This is a genomic window from Barnesiella sp. An22, from assembly GCF_963931395.1.
Lineage (GTDB): Bacteria > Bacteroidota > Bacteroidia > Bacteroidales > Barnesiellaceae > Barnesiella > Barnesiella merdigallinarum.
In genome coordinates, this window is the sequence record NZ_OZ007014.1 from 778,094 (window position 1) to 797,098 (window position 19,005).

A 19,005-nucleotide genomic window follows, 5' to 3' on the forward strand; every position below is an offset into this window, starting at 1 on the left:
CCTCCTTTCTTCTGGAAAGATAGTGAAAGGCGAGAGCCAAGGCAAACGGAAAACCTGTTTTCAAGTTTGACAGGGCCGCCTCCTGTTTTCGTATAACAAAGATAGCGAGAGGCGAGGGGAAAATGAAATATCGAAACTGGTTTCGAATATTTTCTGTCTCGGGCCGTCCTCTATCTTCCTGTAAAGGAACCGGGGTAAGCGGTTCCCCACGGTTTAATAACGCAAAAAAGGAGAATAAAGTATATCGCCCCGGCGGTTTGTGGGTAAACTTATCGGGCTCCCGCTTGTTCGACTCGACAGAAATGATTAAATTTGACCTCCATTCTATGTAAAACATCAAAAATCGGAAAAGAAAATTTATGGAAGGTTTGCAAAAATATTTCGACACGATAGAGAGTGCCCTGTCTCAGATAGAGTATGCCCCGTCGCCCGACGGGCTGTATGCGCCGGTGCGTTACGAATTGTCGCTGGGGGGCAAGCGGGTGCGCCCGTTGTTGGCGTTGCTGGCCTGCGAGATGTTTGGCGGCGATTGCCGTCGGGCCATCGATGCCGCCGTGGGGCTGGAGGTGTTTCACAACTTCACCCTCCTGCACGACGACGTGATGGACAAGGCCGATGTGCGCCGGGGCAAGCCTACGGTACACAAGGTGTGGGACGAGAATACGGCCATTCTCTCGGGCGATGCCATGCAGATTATCGCCTTCCGCTATATAGCCCGCACACCGGCTCCGCACACGGCGGCTGTCATCGACTGGTTCCTGAAGACGGCCCTCGAGATTTGTGAGGGGCAGCAGTTCGACATGGAGTTTGAAAGCCGCGACGATGTGACCGAGGCCGAATACATCGAGATGATACGCCTCAAGACGGCCGTATTGCTGGGCGGTGCCCTGAAGATTGGCGCCATCATAGGCGGCGCGGGGGCCGACGATGCCGACCGCATCTACCGCTTCGGCGAATCGCTGGGGCTGGCCTTCCAGTTGCAGGACGACTGGCTCGATGTCTATGGCGACCCGGCCCGTTTCGGCAAGAAGATAGGCGGCGATATTCTCAACAACAAGAAGACCTACATGCTCATCAATGCCCAGCGCAGAGCCCAGGGTACCGATGCCGGGGAGCTGTCGCGCTGGCTGTCGGCTACCGATTACGACCCGGCCGGGAAGATTGCGGCCGTGACCGCCCTCTACAACCGTCTGGGCGTGGGCGAACTGTGTCTGCAACAGGTCGACGACTACAGCCGTCGGGCCATCGAGGCGTTGCAGCAGATTGCCGTGCCCGAGGCCGCCAAACAGCCGTTGTACGACCTGGCCCGGTCGCTTATCAAACGAGACCATTGATTCACCTTTTTACCGAAATCCCCGTATCGTCATGCCATACCGCCGATTGCCCAATACCGACAAAGCCCGCATCGCCGCCCTCGAGAAGGCGGTGGCGATGGAGCACGCCTGTGATGTGGAGCATCAGGCGGCTTCGTACAAGACCCTGAACGAGGCGCGGGTCCTGTTGCGGCGCTTCAAGAGTGCCGTAGAGCAGTTTCAGTATTGCTATACGGCCCAGGCCGAGGCCAACCGTCGGTATCAGGAGCATCTGAAGACGGCGCGGCTCTACATCTCGCACTTCATCCAGGTGCTCAACCTGGCGGTGGTCCGCAACGAGGTGCGCAAGGAGCACAAGCTCTTCTACGGCCTCGACCCCGACGACTTTGCCGTGCCCGACCTCACGAGCGAGAAGCATATCCTCATGTGGGGCGAACGCCTGATCGAGGGGGAGCGCGAGCGGCTTTCGCACGGAGGGGCACCCATCTACAACCCTACGATTGCCAAGGTTTCGGTGCACTACGATATTTTCAAGGATGCCTACCGCGAGCAGCAGAACTACAAGCTCAACACTACCCGCTCGCAGTCGGGGCTCGATGTGCTGCGCGAGGAGGCCGACCGAATCATTCTCAACCTCTGGAACCAGGTGGAAGCCTATTATGCCGCACTTCCGCCGGCCGAGCGGTTGGCCCGCTGCCAGACCTACGGCATCGTCTACTATTACCGGAGCGGCGAAAAACGACCCGAAAATGATTGATACACATACCCATATTTATCTCGAAGAGTTTGACGAAGACCGCGCTGAAGTGGTGCGCCGTGCCCGCGAGGCAGGTGTGGAGCGGGTGATACTGCCCAATGTCGACCTCGATACGGTAGCGGCCATGCAGGCCACCCACGACCTTTACCCCGGCTATTGCCGCATGGCCATGGGGTTGCACCCCACCTCGGTCGATGCCGACTATCGCGAGCGGCTCGACCAGACGCACCGGTTGCTGCTGGCCGGCGACTATTGTGCCGTGGGCGAAATCGGTCTCGACCTCTATTGGGACAAGACGTTCGCCCGGGAGCAGGAGGCGGCTTTTGTCGTGCAGACGGGTTGGGCCGTCGAGCTCGACCTGCCCGTGATTATCCACTGCCGCGATGCCTTTGCCGAGATGGTGGCGCTGTTGCAGTCGGGGCGGGTGCCGTCGTTCCGGGGGGTATTCCACAGCTTCACTGGCACGGCCGACGAGGTGCGTACCCTGCGCACGTTGGGCGACTACTACTTCGGTATAAACGGCATCGTCACCTTCAAGAACGCCCACCTCGAAGAGATGGTGCGCGAGGTAGGCATCGACCGCCTCCTGCTCGAGACAGATGCTCCCTATCTGGCCCCCGTGCCCTACCGGGGCAAGCGCAATGAGCCGTCGTATCTGCCTCGCATGGCCCAGCGCATAGCCGATATTCTGGGCGTGACGCTTGCCGAGGTCGAGTCGGCTACCACGGCCAATGCCTTCCGCCTGTTCGGGGAGTGGTGATACGACGAGTCATTCCGCACCGTGATGCGGAATCCAGAAATACCCTGGCAGTGATTTCACATCTGGGTCGTTTTCTTGCTCGTACCTCTTTTTAGAACGCACGGGTTGTACGTCCCTATGTTTCCCACAAGCGACTCACAACTGGACCCCGCATCGTTGTGCGGGGTGACAAGACGCCCCTATCGAGAGCGGGGTGACACGCTGTTGCATTTTCATCTCTATTCGCTTGGATATGTGGAGGGAAATTCATACCTTGACGCATGAAAACAGGATGTTGAATTTCGGTATGTATTAAACCTGTGCTAATACTTATGAATAATAAGAAATTGAATAAGATATTACAGTACGTATTTATACTATTTTCTTTGATAGTAATTGTTTATAGTGCCTTATTTATTATCAGCCAGGAAGTTAATATAAAGTATTATTTCGAAAATTCCTTACCCAACGGCAGTAATAATTCAATTCCTATTTGTCAAAAAGACTTTTTCTTAGAGGTGATATTATATGCTAAAGTTCTTCTTTTTTATGCTATATACGGGCTGTTTTTATCAATCTCTTGCATAAAGAAATCGTCATATCAAGACTCCAAATAGAATAGTGTAACCTTAAAATAATCCATTATGAAAAGATATATAGCCTTGCTTTTTCTATTTTGTCCGTTACTTGCCTTTTCTCAAATAATATGCGAAAAGGCCGACAGTATAAAGATTAAACATTTCTCTTTTGATGTTTATACGGCAGTTGACACCCCAAGGCGATTGTTTGACAGTCATTTTGAGAAAGGGAAAGGTTCTTATCCCTATTTCCTTAAAAAATTATCCTATTCAGAAATCCAACAACTCTGTCAGAATCTACTGCAACTAAATGCTCTTCCCGATTCTCTGATAAAAATAAGACCGTATGATTGTATGAAAAAGACCGTAACAACAAAGCAAGGGAATACCGTAGAATTGGATATAGATCCCCTTGATGTAAGGGGAAAAATTGAGATTTACTCGCAGGGTAACCTTTCAGTAATTTGGTATGACGAAAGATTTGTGGATATGGGAAATAACAGATACTATATGTCAGATAATTTGAAGAGAATGTTGAACCGTTGGTTCGATTAATTGGGAAAGTGATGATGCAATATAAAATAAGAGGTGACGGAAATGCGACAGCATTATTTACATATTCCGACCTACAAAATATATCTTGTAGGAACTAATAAAAATCCGGTTGATCCCCAGTATATTACATATTAAATCCAACGCTATGAAATCCAAGTATGCAATTTTGACGGGTGTAATCTTCACCCTCTTATCGGCACCGTTATGGGGGCAGGTATCTAATGACGAGTCAAAGAGAGAAAGAGGGTACCTGCAGGTGCCGGAGCTTGTCTTTAAAGACTCTCTGTTCTTTCAATGTATAGACTCACTTGTTTTTAATTCGATTTGTTTCAACTTGCATAAGTTGGATAAAGGTAATTTTGAGGTATGTTACGTTGATTCGGAAGAGTCCTGGCTGAGATTTGATTTATATCCCGAATTTGAATTTTGCGGAGGTACAATAACCGGATATTTTGAATATAAGAATTTTTCTTTCGTTTGGTATGGAGTTATTCCCGATTCGCTATGCGAGGTATCAGACAGGAAACGGGAGTTCTCCTATTGGAAAGGAGAGAATGGAGATTCGGTTATCTCCGTGTATTTGGGTTACGTCGAGGGCTCGATAAAATCTATGGGAATGGATTGTATCGATAGGGATATGAAGCGTTCATTCTATGGTGAGGACTAACAAAATTCTGTTTAACGGCTATGAAAAAGTGTATGATTTATGTGTTGCTGTCACTGATAGGTGTACCAACCATACAGGCCCAAATGCTGACCTATGAAGAGATGGTGAAAAAAATCACGGTCTATATGCCCGAAATGAATATAAAAGACTCGGTCTTTTTACAAGAGATAGACTCCAAGATTTTCAATTCGGGTTGCGCTTGCTTGGACTACGAAGGTGCCGATGTATTTAATGTTAAATCGAAAAGGCAAGACGATGGAAGCTATTATCTCATATTCTCGATATCTGCCTCTCCAAGAGCCAGGGAGGGGACGGGATATTTCGAATACAACGATTTCCTTTTTGTGTGGCATGGTGATCTTCCTCCATATCTATATGAACGAACGGGGAAAAAAAGAAAATTCACTTATCAACAATATGTCCCCATTATAAAACATGATTGGGGAGATTTCTATTTCAAATACTCTCGTGGAAAGATGGAGATAACCGGGCTGGGGTGCTGGTGATAGGGATAGAGTAACCTTAAAATGATCCATTATGAAAAAGGCGATTTTAATATTCCCGATTCTGTTTTTGCTTTTACCCTTTTTGGGGAGGAGTGAAGATACTGAAAATACAATCGAGTCGATATATGTGCTGTATTACAATTATTCATTTAACAGCCCGGTAGATATAGATTGCGACTGTCTGAGAAAAAGAATGATTGGACCATTTATCGATATTACCGATAGCGGTCTGATAGAGTATCCCGACTCAATGGGCATAGTCGACACTCTATTGACCGATCCGGTGCTGTTGCGGGAAGTTCAGAATGAGTTGAAAAAACTGAAACCCGATACTAACACTTATCCTCCTGATGCTCGAGCCTCCTATACCTTGCGCTACAAGGACGGCACAGAAGAAAAGATATGTATGGGTGAGTATAATTACTTTGGATTCAGGGGGAGAAGCTATACCAACAATCGGCTGTTGTATTTGCTGAGAAAAAGCATCGGCTATTATGGAATAGTATGGGAACCTATGATTGATGGTCTTGAAGAGTTGAACGATACTACATTCGAACGAGAACCGGTAGTGGGGAAACACGGGCTCGTTTATTGAATCAGGCAACGGTAACCGAGGCGGTAGTCGTACAGCATTTCAAGTATTTTGCCTCTTGGGATAAAACTTTGGAGGAGATGATTTTCAACACGGAAAAGGAAACTATTAAAAGTATGCAAGAGAGATGAAAACAATCTCTCCCCATGCTCCTGGACCCCGCATCGTTGTGCGGGGTGACGGGGAGAGTCATTCCGCACCGTGATGCGGAATCCAGAAATACCCGGGCAGAGATTTCACATCTGTGCCGTTTTCTTGCTCGTACCTCTTTTTAGAACGCACGGGTTGTACGTTCCTATGTTTCCCACAAGCGACTCACAACTGGACCCCGCATCGAGTGCAAGGTGAAGAATCCAAATCAAAACGCAACGTTTTTCGAGTAAGGAAGGAACAAGAACTATGAAAAACACTGCGGGGGAAGCCATAGCGGCGGGGGCGCAAAGCCCCTGAGAGCGTCCAACAGCAATACAAAAAAGGGAGACCGAAATCTCCCTACGATTAATTAATTTTGTATTGCCATGTCAAATCAACTAATCGAAGCCCAAAGATATGAAATATATCTTGGTCTGAAAAGGAAATGGAGCCGTTCTCGCATAGCAGAGGAAATAGGAGTATCAAAATCGACAGTCAGTCGGGAAATCAGGCGCAACTCAAAGCCGGAAGGAGAGTATATATGGAAATATGCTCAGAGGCAGTGTGATAGCCGCAAGCACGGATTTAAGGGCCATCACAGGAAACCGGAAGATCTATGGTGGCGAATTGAGCGCATGATCGAAGAGGAGGAATGGTCTCCGGCCCAGATAGCGGGAGTACTCAGGAAAGAAGGTATCCACATCGCCAAGCAGACCATCTACAACCATGTCCATGCCGATACGACCGGGAAACTGGCTCTGCATATGCCTCATGGGCTCAAATACAAAAAGCGAGGCAAAATCCTGTGTCCGACAAAAGCGACCAATATACCCAACCGCACAAGCATACACGAGCGCCCCAAGGAGGCAGACGGAACCCGATTCGGCGATTGGGAAATGGACACCATCATCGACTCCTGCGGTCATGCCATCGTCACCCTAACCGAACGTTCGACCAATTTCATACTCATGGAAAAGTTGCCTCAGGGACGGAAAGCCCTACCGACGGCCCGGGCGGTCATCCGACTGCTGTTCCCATATAGGCAAACGATACATACGATTACCACCGACAACGGTTGTGAATTTGCAGCACATCAGGAGATAACCAAACAACTCAGCCTCAAAGGTAGGCCGCCAGTTAAGGTTTATTTTACGGATGCTTATTCAGCCTGGCAGAAAGGAGCCATTGAGAATGCAAACAAGCTTATTCGGAAATATATCCCAAAAAAGGCCAACTTTCAGGATTTCTCCGACTGGAAAATCAAAGAGATACAAAAGAAATTGAATCGAAGACCTCGGGAAAAACTTAATTTTGATTCGCCCAAATACAGATTCTTCATAAACGTTTTGTAGTTTTGCATTTGCTGTTGGACTCTACCCATCGAGTGCAAGGTGACACGCTGTTGCATTTTCGTCTCTATTTGCTTGGATATGTGCAGGAAAATTCATATCTTGACGCATGAAAACAGGATGTTGAATTTTCGGTATATATTAAATCCAACGCTATGAAATCCAAGTATGCAATTTTGACGGGTGTAATCTTCACCCTCTTATCGGCACCGTTATGGGGGCAGGTATCTAATGACGAGTCAAAGAGAGAAAGAGGGTACCTGCAGGTGCCGGAGCTTGTCTTTAAAGACTCTCTGTTCTTGCAACGTATAGACTCACTTGTTTTTAATTCGATTTGTTTCAACTTGCATAAGTTGGATAAAGGTAATTTTGAGGTATATTACATTGATTCGGAAGAGTCCCGGCTGAGATTTGATTTATATCCCGAATTTGAATTTCGCGGAGGTACAATAACCGGATATTTTGAATATAAAAATTTTTCTTTCGTTTGGTATGGAGTTATTCCCGATTCGCTATGCGAGGTATCAGACAGGAAACGGGAGTTCTCCTATTGGAAAGGAGAGAATGGCGATTCGGTTATCTCCGTGTATTTGGGTTACGTCGAGGGCTCGATACAATCTATGGGAATGGATTGCCCCGATTTGGATATGAAGCGTTCATTCTATGATGAGGACTAACAAAATTCTGTTTAACGGCTATGAAAAAGTGTATGATTTATGTGTTGCTGTCACTGATAGGTGTACCAACCATACAGGCCCAATTGCTGACCTATGAAGAGATAGTGAAAAAAATCACGGTCTATATGCCCGAAATGAATATAAAAGACTCGGTCTTTTTACAAGAGATAGACTCCAAGATTTTCAATTCGGGATGCGCTTGCTTGGACTACGAAGGTGCCGATGTATTTAATGTTAAATCGAAAAGGCAAGACGATGGAAGCTATTATCTCATATTCTCGATATCTGCCTCTCCAAGAGCCAGGGAGGGGACGGGATATTTCGAATACAACGATTTCCTTTTTGTGTGGCATGGTGACCTTCCTCCCTATCTATATGAACGAACGGGGAAAAAAAGAAAATTCACTTATCAACAATATGTCCCCATTATAAAACATGATTGGGGCGATTTCTATTTCAAATACTCTCGTGGAAAGATGGAGATAACCGGGCTGGGGTGCTGGTGATGGGAATTGTGTAACCTTAAAGTAATTCATTATGAAAAAGGCGATTTTAATATTCCCGATTCTGTTTTTGCTTTTACCCTTTTTGGGGAGGAGTGAAGATACTGAAAATACAATCGAGTCGATATATGTGCTGTATTACAATTATTCATTTAACAGCCCGGTGGCCATAGATTGCGACTGTCTGAGAAAAAGAATGATCGGACCATTTATCGATATTACCGATAGCGGTCTGATAGAGTATTCCGACTCAATGGGCATAGTCGACACTCTATTGACCGACCCGGTGCTGTTGCGGGAAGTTCAGAATGAGTTGAAAAAACTGAAACCCAATGATAATCCTTATCCTCCTGATGCTCGAGCCTCCTATACCTTGCGCTACAAGGACGGCACAGAAGAAAAGATATGTATGGGTGAGTATGCCCACTTTTGGTTCAGGGGGAGAAACTATACCAACAATCGGCTGTTGTATTTGCTGAGAAAAAGCATCGGCTATTATGGAATAGTATGGGAACCTATGATTGATGGTCTTGAAGAGTTGAACGATACTACATTCGAACGAGAACCGGTAGTGGGGAAACACGGGTTCGTTTATTAAATCGGGCAACGGTAACCGAGGCGGTAGTCGTACAGCGTTTCAAGTATTTTGCCTCTTGGGATAAAACTTGGGAGGAGATGATTTTCAACACGGAAAAGGAAACTATTAAAAGTATGCAAGAGAGATGAAAACAATCTCTCCTCATGCTCCTGGACCCCTCATCGAGTGCTGGGTGACGGGGAGGGTTATACCGCGCCCCGACGCGGTGGTTCTGTCATTCCACACCGTGATGCGGAATCTAGAGATACCCGGGCAGTGATTTCACATCTGGGCTGTTTTCTTGCTCGTACCTCTTTTTAGAACGCACGGGTTGTACGTTTCTATGTTTCCCACAAGCGGCTCACAACTGGGCCCCGCATCGTTGTGCGGGGTGACTTTAATTCACGCGGTGCACTATTTTTGAAAAAACTTTCGCCGAACCCGAAATTTATATTATATTTGCACTGCTTTTAAGGGAACAACCTCATGGAGTGATGCTCGAGTGGTTGAAGAGGCACGCCTGGAAAGCGTGTATACGTCAAAAGCGTATCGGGGGTTCGAATCCCCCTTACTCCGCCGAAGCCGTTGCGACATTGTCGCAGCGGCTTTTTTTGTTGGGCCAATTTGCTGTAAAGTCCGGAAATTCGAGGCCGGGAGGCCGGAATAAAGCCTTAAATATTGTTGAAATATAAAAAAATGACTATCTTGGCGGACCTTAAGCCGGAATTATGAAACGATTGAGAATCTATGAAACCAACCCCAGCGAGAGCGAGATAGCCAAGGCGGTGGCGGTGCTGCGCGACGGCGGCATCGTAATCTATCCCACCGACACGATTTATGCCCTGGGTTGCGATGCCCTCAACGTGAGGGCCGTGGAGCGGATTTGCCAGATAAAGGGTATCAACCCGCAGAAGGTGAACCTGTCGATTATCTGCCGCGATTTGAGTTGGGTGAGCGAGTATGCCAAGATGAGCAACTCGTATTTCAAACTGCTGAAGCGGAACCTGCCCGGCCCCTTTACCTTTATTCTGCCCACGAGTGCCTCGTTGCCCAAGATTTACAAAAACCGCAAGACGGTGGGAATTCGTATCCCCGACAATGCCATTACGCTGGCCCTGGCCGAGGCGCTGGGCAACCCGCTGCTCACCACCTCGGTGGCCATCGACGAGGAGGAGCCCGAATATGGCACCGATCCCGAGTTGATTGCCGAGCGGTATGAGTCGGTGGCCGACCTTATGATCGACGGCGGCGAAGGGGGTACGATACCCTCGACCACGGTCGATTGCACGGGCGACGAGCCGGTGGTGCTGCGCGAAGGGAAGGGCGAGCTGGAGGAATAGAACCGGATTGTAGCTGTAAAATATTGGTATGTAGATTGTTATATTGTTGTTACAGACGGTTAAAAGATTATGCAAAGTTTATAAAAATTTAATTGTGGAAATTTTTCCATAATGTCGAAATAGTTGTAAATTTGCCAAACAGAGAGAACGAAAAAATATTATTGTATAATTCACTTTATAAACCTAACAATTATGTCTAAAGTATCGGTTATCGGAGCTGGAAACGTGGGCGCCACTTGCGCAAACGTATTAGCATTCAGAGAAATTGCAGATGAGATTGTTCTGCTTGATATTAAAGAAGGCGTGTCGGAAGGCAAAGCCATGGATATGATGCAGGCTGCTGTTACGGCAGGATTCTCTTCGCGTATCAAAGGTGTAACCAACAACTACGAGGCTACGGCCAATTCGGATATGGTAGTAATCACCTCGGGTATTCCTCGTAAACCGGGTATGACTCGTGAGGAGTTGATCGGTGTAAACGCCGGTATCGTGAAAATGGTTGTTGAGAATGTATTGAAATACTCTCCCAATGCCGTTATCCTGTGTGTAAGTAACCCGATGGATACGATGACTTATTTGATTCACAAGGTATCGGGTCTTCCCAAAAACCGCATCATCGGTATGGGTGGCGCCTTGGACAGCTCGCGCTTCAAATACTATTTGAGCCAGGCTTTGAACGCCAACCTGTCGGAAGTTGAAGGTTTCGTAATCGGCGGTCACGGCGATACGACGATGATTCCTGTTACCCGTTACGCTACCTACAAAGGTATGCCGGTATCGGAGTTCCTGAGCGAAGAGGCTCTGCAAAAAGTAGCTGCCGACACGATGGTAGGTGGCGCTACGCTCACCGGTCTGCTGGGTACTTCGGCCTGGTATGCTCCGGGTGCTGCTTCGGCTTCGGTAGTTGAGGCTGTACTGGGCGACCAGAAACGTCTGGTTCCTTGCAGCGCTTTGCTGGAAGGCGAATATGGCGAAAGCGACCTCTGCATCGGTGTTCCCTGTGTATTGGGCCGCAACGGTATCGAGAAAGTGGTTGAACTGAAACTCAACGACGCCGAGAAAGAGGCATTTGCCAAGAGCGCCGCTGCCGTTCACAAGACCAACGCTGCTCTTGCCGACGCTCTGAAATAAGGTATAACCCCGTTATATTTCGTTAGGCTGCCGCCCGGTTGTACACCGGGCGGCAGTTTTTTTGTAGCGGGAGTGGAGGGGGAAGATAACAAAACACCTCCCCGGTGGTCGGAGAGGTGTCGGTATGGTTGAGTAGATGGCATTTACTGCCACCCTACTTTCTGCACCGTGCGCTTGCCGCGATTGTCGGTGAGGGCCACCACATAGACTCCCGGGGCGAGGGCGGTAGTGGGGACAGAGACCTCGCCCGGTTCACCGTCGAGGTATTCGCACCACACCAGTCGGCCGGTGGTGTCGATGAGTTCGGCCAGGTGGTAGCCGCTGCCCGGCAGGGTTACTACCAGAGCATCGGGCGTGCGGGCGATGCGCAGGGCATAGGCCTTGTTATCGTCAATACCGCTCAGGCAGGGGTCGGGTGTGTATTGATGAAGATCCAGTACCTCATAGGAATACTCGCCGTTGCTCTTTTGATACAGCAAATAGAACGGTGGTGTGGTACAAGAGGAGTAATCCATATAGAATTGAGCCAAAGGATATTCGCTGATTTCGCCCAGACCAACCACCCAGGTATTGCCATTGTTCCAATGAATGGCTTTCCGCGGTTTACCCGCCACGACTATCGACTCTATGCTGGTCACCTCAAAGCCCGAATAGGGGTCAAGTTCATCGAACACATCGCGCTGATAACGGTCGTTGCACCGCTTCCGGCCCGCTATGTCGTTCCAATCGTCGCCCACTTCGGGACGATGGAAATACGACCCCTCGTCCATACGCAGGGTATCGCCTACGTTCAGGGTAAAGTCGTAGAGTAACTTATCGACATAGGTGTCCTCGATGCTATCGAGCACATAGACTTTTTGCTCCTCTTCCCGCACCAACACCAGTTCCCGACGGGTATCGGCCGTGTTGAAGTCGCAACCGGTATAACTGTACAGTCTGTAATAGTCATGACCGTTTACCGTCACGCGATCCGATTCATCGCCCGACAAATGGTACCGGGGGAATGTCGTCACACCGTCGCCCGGTCCGGCGTCGTAGTAGGTCCAATCGGCCGTTTTGACGAAGGGGATATACTCCATCTCGCAAGGATCTTTCCGGCCGTTGACATACTCATACTCGCCGGTCTCTATATTTTTGACATAATCGAGGGTCTTATAGGTATAACCTATTTCTGAGGGAATAGTAAACAGCAGATGGAATAGACCCTGGCTGGGGCCGATGCTGCCTATACCTTCGATATATATCCCTTGATATGAATCCTGTAATTCTATCCGGCGGCGTTTCCCGCCATTGACCAGAATGGTATCTATTTGAGCTATGATACATTCATTCTCATCGTACGTGTTTTCCCACGACAGATAAACCCGATCGCCCGCCTTCTCGGCCCGGAAATCGTAGATTATCTCTTCCACCATCTCCTCCTTTTCGTCGCTGGGGCGCAGACAATAGACCACCCGGTCTTCTTCGCGAGCCAGTCCATAGAGCCGCATATTGTCTTCGAACGGGCAAGAGTTGCTTTGGTAACACTTCTTATAGGTTTTTCCTTCGACAATCGTGTCGCCTATAAACCGATATTTGTCGCCATCGAACCACTCTACATTTTCCCGTACGAAGGGGACGTATTCATACTCCTGTGCCTGACTGGCGATGCAGCCGAGACAAATTGCCGTGAACGTACATAGTAGTAAATGTGTTTTCATATTCGATACTGTTTTAAGTTATTCTCTGGCTTGGTTTTATGCGTATTGTTTTGCTACAACCCTACTTTCTGCACCGTGCGCTTGCCGCGGTTGTCGGTGAGGGCTACCACATAGACGCCCGGGGAGAGGGCGGTGGTAGGGATAATCACCTCGCCCGGTTCACCGTCGAGGTATTCGCACCACACCAGGCGGCCGGTGGTGTCGATGAGTTCGGCCAGGCGGTAGCCGTCGCCCGGCAAGGTTACGACCAGAGCATCGGGTGTGCGGGCGATGCGCAGGGTAGCTGTGCGAGTTTCGCCCACGGCCAGTATACAGTTGCCATCGTCCAGGGGACTCCCGTTGTGGTTATCCTGTAAATAGATATATTCTCCGTTCTCCCGCAGATAATAGAGAAAATAATTATCGTCGTCACATGGTCTGTCTGGATATGGACAGCCTTCATGATCATCGAAAGTCCATAGGGTTCCCTGATTCATATCGCCGATGCCTTCCATCCAGTAGCCTATATAATAGCCATAACTATTTTTGAAATAGATGCACTTACGTTCTTTCCCGGCAAATTCGACGGTTTTTACATCGTATACGGTTATATTTATATCAGTCTCTAAGGAATTGTGCATCTTGCTCAGGATAATACCGTCGCCTTTGGTCAGGTTGAAATCATAGCCCATCTCATCTTCCGTATCCCGGAAATATACTTTTCGATTCTCTTCCCTGATTTGTCCGGCCGGAGGGATTCTTTCCCAGTCGGGACATTCACCCGTGAGAGAAATGTTTTTGTATGCTTTGCTGTTGATGGTTGTATCGCCTGCTATGCGGTAGTGGACATAATTGCCTGTTAAGTCGCCGTCGTAGTAATAGTAATCGGCCTCGTAATAGCCATATTCACAGTCTCTGACAAACGGTTCGTACGACCGTCCAAACTCGCACTCGTCACGTAGCGTGTTGACTATTCCTTTGTATTCATAGTCGCCGGTCTCCATATTCTTTATATATCCGAGCCGGTTATGCGGGTCGTCGATTTCTTCCGCCGTGGCTTCGAAGGGGAAGAAGAACCCCCGGCAGGGTTCGAGGCTCCCGAATCCTTCGATATAACTGCCTGACGGCAGTTTGATGCGTCGCCGCAGTTGGTCGTTATTCACGGCTATGGTGTCGATGTGTATCACCGGCTCGCCTTTGGGATTGAGCCGGGTAGGCACCCGGTCGCCAGGCTTCTCGACGCTGAAATCGTAGAGCACCGTCTCCTGCTCGTCGCCGGGACGCAGGCAATAGACCACCCGGTCTTCTTCGCGGGCCAGGCCATAGAGTGTCTGCCCCTCTTCGAAGGGACAGCTCTTGCTCACATAGCATTTCTTGTACGACTCTCCGCCCACTACCGTATCGCCCTCGAAACGATAGCATTCGTCATAACCCCATTTTATCCCTTCGCGCACGAAAGGCACATACTCATAGGTCCCCAGTCTGGACCACTCGGGTTGGTAGATAAGCCGGCCCTCTATATTTTCAAAGGTCTCTAACCGGTCGAGATATTTTGCTCCCGCTTCGGTGTCGGAATTGCAGAAAGGGTAGTAGAGATTATTCCGTTTGCCGGTGTAACCTATGCCCTCGATACAGACACCGTCGACATCTTTCAGTTTGATTCGTTTTCTGTATGTATTGTCGATGAGTATCGTGTCGATCCACTCGACCTCCATGCCGAAATAAGGCGGGTCGTTGTGCCAGGCCCACATGGTATCGCCGGCCTGCTCTACATTGAAATCGTAGATGGGAATTTCGGATTTTTGGGGAACCGAATCGAAACGATCTATATTTACAACCAGTTGATAGACGACCTTATTCTCTTCACGCAGGAATATTAAATTATCTGTCCTGAACGAAAAGTCGGGCATATAAGCGTAGGCATACAATTTCCCATCAATATATCGATTATCCAGTAAAAGAGTCATTTTCTCTTCTTGATTACTAAATGTCCATCGAACATTCTCTCGCACGATGGGAACATATTCATACTCCTGTGCTTGACTGGCGATGCAGCCGAGACATATTAGTGCGAAACTCCAAAATAGTGATTGTGTTTTCATATCTGTGAGTTTTATTTAAATTCGACATTTGCTCCTGCTTTTGCCTCAAAGCCAGGCTGTATCTCTATTTCTTCTCCGGCTTCAATTTGCAGGGTACCGCCCCCTTCGACAAGTCCGCCGGATAGAATGGCTTTACCGGTGTTTTTGATAATCAATGCGGCTCCTTCCTTTATGATGAGTCCGTCGCCAATCCATACATCGCCGTTCGATTCGAAAGTAAGAGTGCCCGATTCTATAACAACATTTCCTTCGGTGCGGTTCGTATCTACCGCTTTACCGATATGAATATCGTTCACTTGGAAATATTGCGAAGCGTCTAACGTGTCGTTTTGCAGATACAACGGTGCCACATAGGGTATGGCATTGCTTTTATATATTGTTACGACACTGTTGGGTGAGGCATTGGCAAATGTGATATTTGTATTTGTCGCCTCTTTTACCTCGGGCAGTTGATTGACTCCCGACGTAATGGCGACCTTGCTACCTGCTATCCCTGCTCCGGAGACCGTAATCGAGTGGTCGGTTCGAATTACCGATATATCGCTGTAAACCGATGGAATATCGGTCCACATGGAGAACTCGGGACACCCGATTAAATGGTGCGCCAAAATAACTTTATGAGCAAGATCTGTACTACCATCATTAACAGAATCTTTATTCTCATTTAAATACACCTTTGAGAGAGCCTCCGCTGCTCCAATGCAATTACCCGCCTTGATTAAGTTGACAAATTCTTCTTCCAATGTGGCCGAGGCACAATTTTTATGATAGCCTTCTCGTGAGTTCCCTAAAAAGGCAGGACCGCCATACAATCCGGCTACGGTAAAGGAACTTCCTATATTGTATGGAATGTTGTAACTTTTATAAATGTCGAAAGGTGTTGTTGTACAAGCTATTGAATAGGCTATAGCCGGATAATCGCTATTGGTCAGGCAATCCAAACCATGACCGCTTTCTTGAATAAAATTTCCTGAATTGACATTCTGGAATGCCGTAATCACACGTTTGCCTCCTTCATTAAGGCCATTACTGCTCATTACTATATGGGAAGGAGCACCATGTCCATGCCAACTGAGAAAACCATATCGATTGTTCATCTCGTCGATTACCTGCTTCCCGGTAGGGCCGGTGGTTTCATTGGCATCGAAAGAGGGATCTTCTTGCATGATTTTATGCTCGATAAAGGTCGTTCCCCAAGCACTTTTTATTATCTCGGCTTCATTATTTTCTTGTAATTGATCACTTTGACAGTAAAAGGCTTTTTGAAGATATTCGTAATTGCCATTACCTGGATTACGCTCATACCGTAATAATTTCTCGGTATAGTTCGCAATCTCCTGCTGGGTGGTACATAACAGTCTTCCTACAAAAATTTCGGGATAATAATCTATTTGATCGACATTAGGCTCTCCATAGTAATAGTTCCTGTTTGAGTCCCAATTCCCGTTAAAATCGCTAAAATACAAGTCGGTAGGTATCATTTTATCGACATTGTCTGGAGGAAACATAAAATGATAATCTTTCCTATAACCATACCTGATTGGGAGTATGCTATAATCTCCGGCCAACAGAGCATATTGGAGGGAACCTAATTTGTAGGCATGCTCCAAATAAGCCCGTAGCTTACCGGCGCTATCGTAAATATGCGACAGGGTATCTCCTTGAAAATCGGGACACGCCAAGATATCTTCGATACAGACTACTCCCGCCGAGAGTCCCTTTTGTCGTTTCCACCCTAACAAGCGGTCAAAAGCCGGGGCCAACTCCCGGTTTGTGACAACCGTGTATTCATAGCTGGGTAAAACTGTGGCTTCGTTAAGAGGCACTGCCGCACGTGCTATGGATATGGGAGCAAATGCATCGACCTGCGAAGGGTTGACCACCATCAGTTTGGTTTGTTCCCGGCCCCATCGATGAACTCTTTGTACATTTCGGCGGGTAATGGCCCGGAAGGTAGGCGTTGGAGCCGAAGCTGGTGCCGTATTTCCATTTCTCAATGTATAGTCGAGCCGAACGGTCACAGAATTGCGAAACAGAATCTCCCCGTTGGCCGGGGCATAGCTTATCGGCCATACGGCTATGGTGACAATGTGGTTGTCACCATCGAGAAAACCTTCGTTGGCCACTTGCACCGGCGTGACCGGACAATATTGGTTGCTGCCATATATGGCACTGTCGGGGGCGACAAACGGCTGTTCGCCTGCATTCAGGTCGGTGGGAATCGGGGGCTGAACGGGATAAACGGGCAATGAATACTGTTCTGTAACGGCATTCTGCTCCGTAATGGTTACCGTAAAATCGGTAGCGTTGTAAGGAACCGAGAAACGCAGGTAGTGAACCGGTAATTCAGGGGACCCGATACTGCCCTCTCCCCATAAATCGAGATATTTCAATTTCAAATACGAAACGCTATCCACCACGGTTGTGTCGATGCTTAAAAGATTGCGATCGAATGTTACCGTGTGGGTCAACTGGGCATTTAGGAATTGAGCCAAGCAAAGACATGATAGAGAAACGGCTATACGCCGAAACCGCATAATAATCGAGGTCATACACTTGCCTCCTTTCTTTATTTGGTCAATATCATACGTTTGCTGTCAATCTCTTTCCCGTCGGCTATGAGCGAGTAGATGTACATACCGGCCGAGAGTTCAGAGCCTTGTAGTGTTACCTGGCTTTCACCCCGTTCGGCAATTTCGATTCGGCGTATCTGTGTCCCTTGCATATCGTAGATGTACAGGTCGGCCTGAACCGTTTCGTAAGGCAAGGCAAACCGTATGGACGTAGTCGCACTGAAGGGGTGGGACTATTCTGATAGAGTGTGGGAACGATAGCACTCTCCGGTTCGGCCGAGGCAGTATTCCGTTGGGATTTGTGAAGCGGAGAAGCAGTCTCGACATCGCCGTTTTTCAAAGCAACCAACTCTTGTTGTAACCGGGCGATTACAATTTCTTGGGAATCGGCTTTGGCCTGAATTTCGTTCAGTGCATTTACAATCAGAGGAATCATGCCTATATAATCGACATACATATAGCCCAATGAATCGGTTCGTACCAATTCGGGGTAAACCTCTTTGACCTCTTGAGCCAAAAATCCAAATCGGGTGCGGTTGTCGTTTTTGATGTTTATCATGCGATTCCGGGTAGAATCGGAAGGCGCAGCGTTTAAGCGAAAACTAACGCCTGTCAGTTGTTCCAATCCGGACAGGGTATTGGTGAGAGGGGTTACATTATCTTTGAATCGGCTGTCGGACAGGCTGTAAAAATTACCGATGACATCGGACGAAAAATAGACCTGATCGCCGTAAGTATCAGCATCGTATTGCATAATCGAGCCTGCATCGGAGGTCATTTCTATGCCCGATGCCCCGTGCAGATGCAATCGTGGAGACTCTCGACCATCGGTTCTTTCGGGGTAGCGGCCCACAAAAACATCGAGGTCGGATTGATATGCCGGATATCTCGAATTGAAAGAGATGCGGGTTGTCCCCGACATGTTGTTCGGGTAAAGGCATATCTTGGCATTCCCGGTTGTATTTTCGTCATAACTGCCGACCAGGATATTCCCGCCTTGTTCGATTTTCATCTGCCCCATTACACTTGCAGAGAGACAGCAAGCAACGGTTAAGATGGATAGTCTGGTTTTCATAATAGAATGGTATTATAGGTTGTAATTATTTGTGAATCAATGGGATTGATGGTTATGTGTAATGTGCTCCGGTTTCTTCAAATGTAATAAAAATTTTTAATAAATCAAATATTTATGTGAGGAAATGCAAAAATGGAGAGGCAGATATTTTTTCATATTC

Annotated in this window: 17 protein-coding genes and 1 tRNA gene; 14 read left to right on the forward strand and 4 right to left on the reverse strand. The window is 47.9% G+C overall.

The window, feature by feature from the left end:
• Positions 1 to 359: 359 nt before the first annotated feature.
• The 14 genes from ABGT88_RS03100 (at position 360) to mdh (ending at position 11,416) form a co-directional block, all read left to right on the forward strand.
• Entirely contained in the window at positions 360 to 1,334 is a 975-nt protein-coding gene (locus tag ABGT88_RS03100; RefSeq protein ID WP_087408675.1) for a polyprenyl synthetase family protein, read from the forward strand.
• A gap of 31 nt (positions 1,335 to 1,365) precedes the next feature.
• Positions 1,366 to 2,070 carry a hypothetical protein gene (locus tag ABGT88_RS03105; RefSeq protein WP_087408674.1) on the forward strand — a complete coding sequence of 235 codons (705 nt, stop codon included), beginning with the start codon at positions 1,366 to 1,368 and terminating at the stop codon, positions 2,068 to 2,070.
• On the forward strand, positions 2,063 to 2,830 hold the full coding sequence (locus ABGT88_RS03110; protein WP_346700367.1) for a TatD family hydrolase: 768 nt from the start codon (positions 2,063 to 2,065) through the stop codon (positions 2,828 to 2,830). Before ABGT88_RS03105 ends, ABGT88_RS03110 begins: the two co-directional genes overlap by 8 nt.
• Positions 2,831 to 3,453: 623 nt before the next feature.
• On the forward strand, positions 3,454 to 3,942 hold the full coding sequence (locus ABGT88_RS03115) for a hypothetical protein (protein ID WP_346700369.1): 489 nt from the start codon (positions 3,454 to 3,456) through the stop codon (positions 3,940 to 3,942).
• Positions 3,943 to 4,087: 145 nt separating this feature from the next.
• Positions 4,088 to 4,609 carry a hypothetical protein gene (locus ABGT88_RS03120; RefSeq protein ID WP_346700371.1) on the forward strand — a complete coding sequence of 174 codons (522 nt, stop codon included), beginning with the start codon at positions 4,088 to 4,090 and terminating at the stop codon, positions 4,607 to 4,609.
• Between the two features lie 32 nt (positions 4,610 to 4,641).
• Positions 4,642 to 5,115 carry a hypothetical protein gene (locus ABGT88_RS03125; RefSeq protein WP_346700373.1) on the forward strand — a complete coding sequence of 158 codons (474 nt, stop codon included), beginning with the start codon at positions 4,642 to 4,644 and terminating at the stop codon, positions 5,113 to 5,115.
• A 31-nt stretch (positions 5,116 to 5,146) separates the two neighbouring features.
• Positions 5,147 to 5,710 (forward strand): hypothetical protein, encoded by a 564-nt coding sequence (locus ABGT88_RS03130; RefSeq protein ID WP_300130905.1) that lies wholly within the window; start codon positions 5,147 to 5,149, stop codon positions 5,708 to 5,710.
• A 515-nt stretch (positions 5,711 to 6,225) separates the two neighbouring features.
• The gene (locus ABGT88_RS03135; protein WP_346699950.1) at positions 6,226 to 7,191 is read left to right on the forward strand and encodes an IS30 family transposase; all 966 of its coding nucleotides are present in this window, start codon (positions 6,226 to 6,228) and stop codon (positions 7,189 to 7,191) included.
• A gap of 152 nt (positions 7,192 to 7,343) precedes the next feature.
• Entirely contained in the window at positions 7,344 to 7,865 is a 522-nt protein-coding gene (locus ABGT88_RS03140; RefSeq protein ID WP_346700375.1) for a hypothetical protein, read from the forward strand.
• A gap of 32 nt (positions 7,866 to 7,897) precedes the next feature.
• The gene (locus tag ABGT88_RS03145) at positions 7,898 to 8,371 is read left to right on the forward strand and encodes a hypothetical protein (protein ID WP_346700377.1); all 474 of its coding nucleotides are present in this window, start codon (positions 7,898 to 7,900) and stop codon (positions 8,369 to 8,371) included.
• A gap of 31 nt (positions 8,372 to 8,402) precedes the next feature.
• Positions 8,403 to 8,966, forward strand: coding sequence for a hypothetical protein (locus ABGT88_RS03150; RefSeq protein ID WP_346700379.1), 564 nt, complete (start codon positions 8,403 to 8,405; stop codon positions 8,964 to 8,966).
• Between the two features lie 467 nt (positions 8,967 to 9,433).
• Positions 9,434 to 9,521: transfer RNA gene (locus ABGT88_RS03155), tRNA-Ser, on the forward strand.
• A gap of 152 nt (positions 9,522 to 9,673) precedes the next feature.
• Complete coding sequence (locus tag ABGT88_RS03160; RefSeq protein ID WP_258327840.1) at positions 9,674 to 10,285, forward strand: L-threonylcarbamoyladenylate synthase; 612 nt, start codon at positions 9,674 to 9,676, stop codon at positions 10,283 to 10,285.
• A 192-nt stretch (positions 10,286 to 10,477) separates the two neighbouring features.
• Positions 10,478 to 11,416, forward strand: coding sequence for a malate dehydrogenase (gene mdh, locus ABGT88_RS03165; RefSeq protein WP_289542411.1), 939 nt, complete (start codon positions 10,478 to 10,480; stop codon positions 11,414 to 11,416).
• A gap of 143 nt (positions 11,417 to 11,559) precedes the next feature.
• Here mdh and ABGT88_RS03170 read toward each other — a convergent pair whose 3' ends face one another.
• The 4 genes from ABGT88_RS03170 to ABGT88_RS03185 form a co-directional block, all read right to left on the reverse strand.
• Complete coding sequence (locus ABGT88_RS03170) at positions 11,560 to 13,116, reverse strand: hypothetical protein (RefSeq protein WP_346700382.1); 1,557 nt, start codon at positions 13,114 to 13,116, stop codon at positions 11,560 to 11,562.
• 53 nt (positions 13,117 to 13,169) lie between these two features.
• Positions 13,170 to 15,062 (reverse strand): hypothetical protein, encoded by a 1,893-nt coding sequence (locus ABGT88_RS03175; RefSeq protein ID WP_346700384.1) that lies wholly within the window; start codon positions 15,060 to 15,062, stop codon positions 13,170 to 13,172.
• Between the two features lie 146 nt (positions 15,063 to 15,208).
• The gene (locus ABGT88_RS03180; RefSeq protein ID WP_346700386.1) at positions 15,209 to 17,749 is read right to left on the reverse strand and encodes a C25 family cysteine peptidase; all 2,541 of its coding nucleotides are present in this window, start codon (positions 17,747 to 17,749) and stop codon (positions 15,209 to 15,211) included.
• 115 nt (positions 17,750 to 17,864) lie between these two features.
• Complete coding sequence (locus tag ABGT88_RS03185; protein ID WP_346700388.1) at positions 17,865 to 18,845, reverse strand: tail fiber domain-containing protein; 981 nt, start codon at positions 18,843 to 18,845, stop codon at positions 17,865 to 17,867.
• Positions 18,846 to 19,005 lie beyond the last annotated feature (160 nt).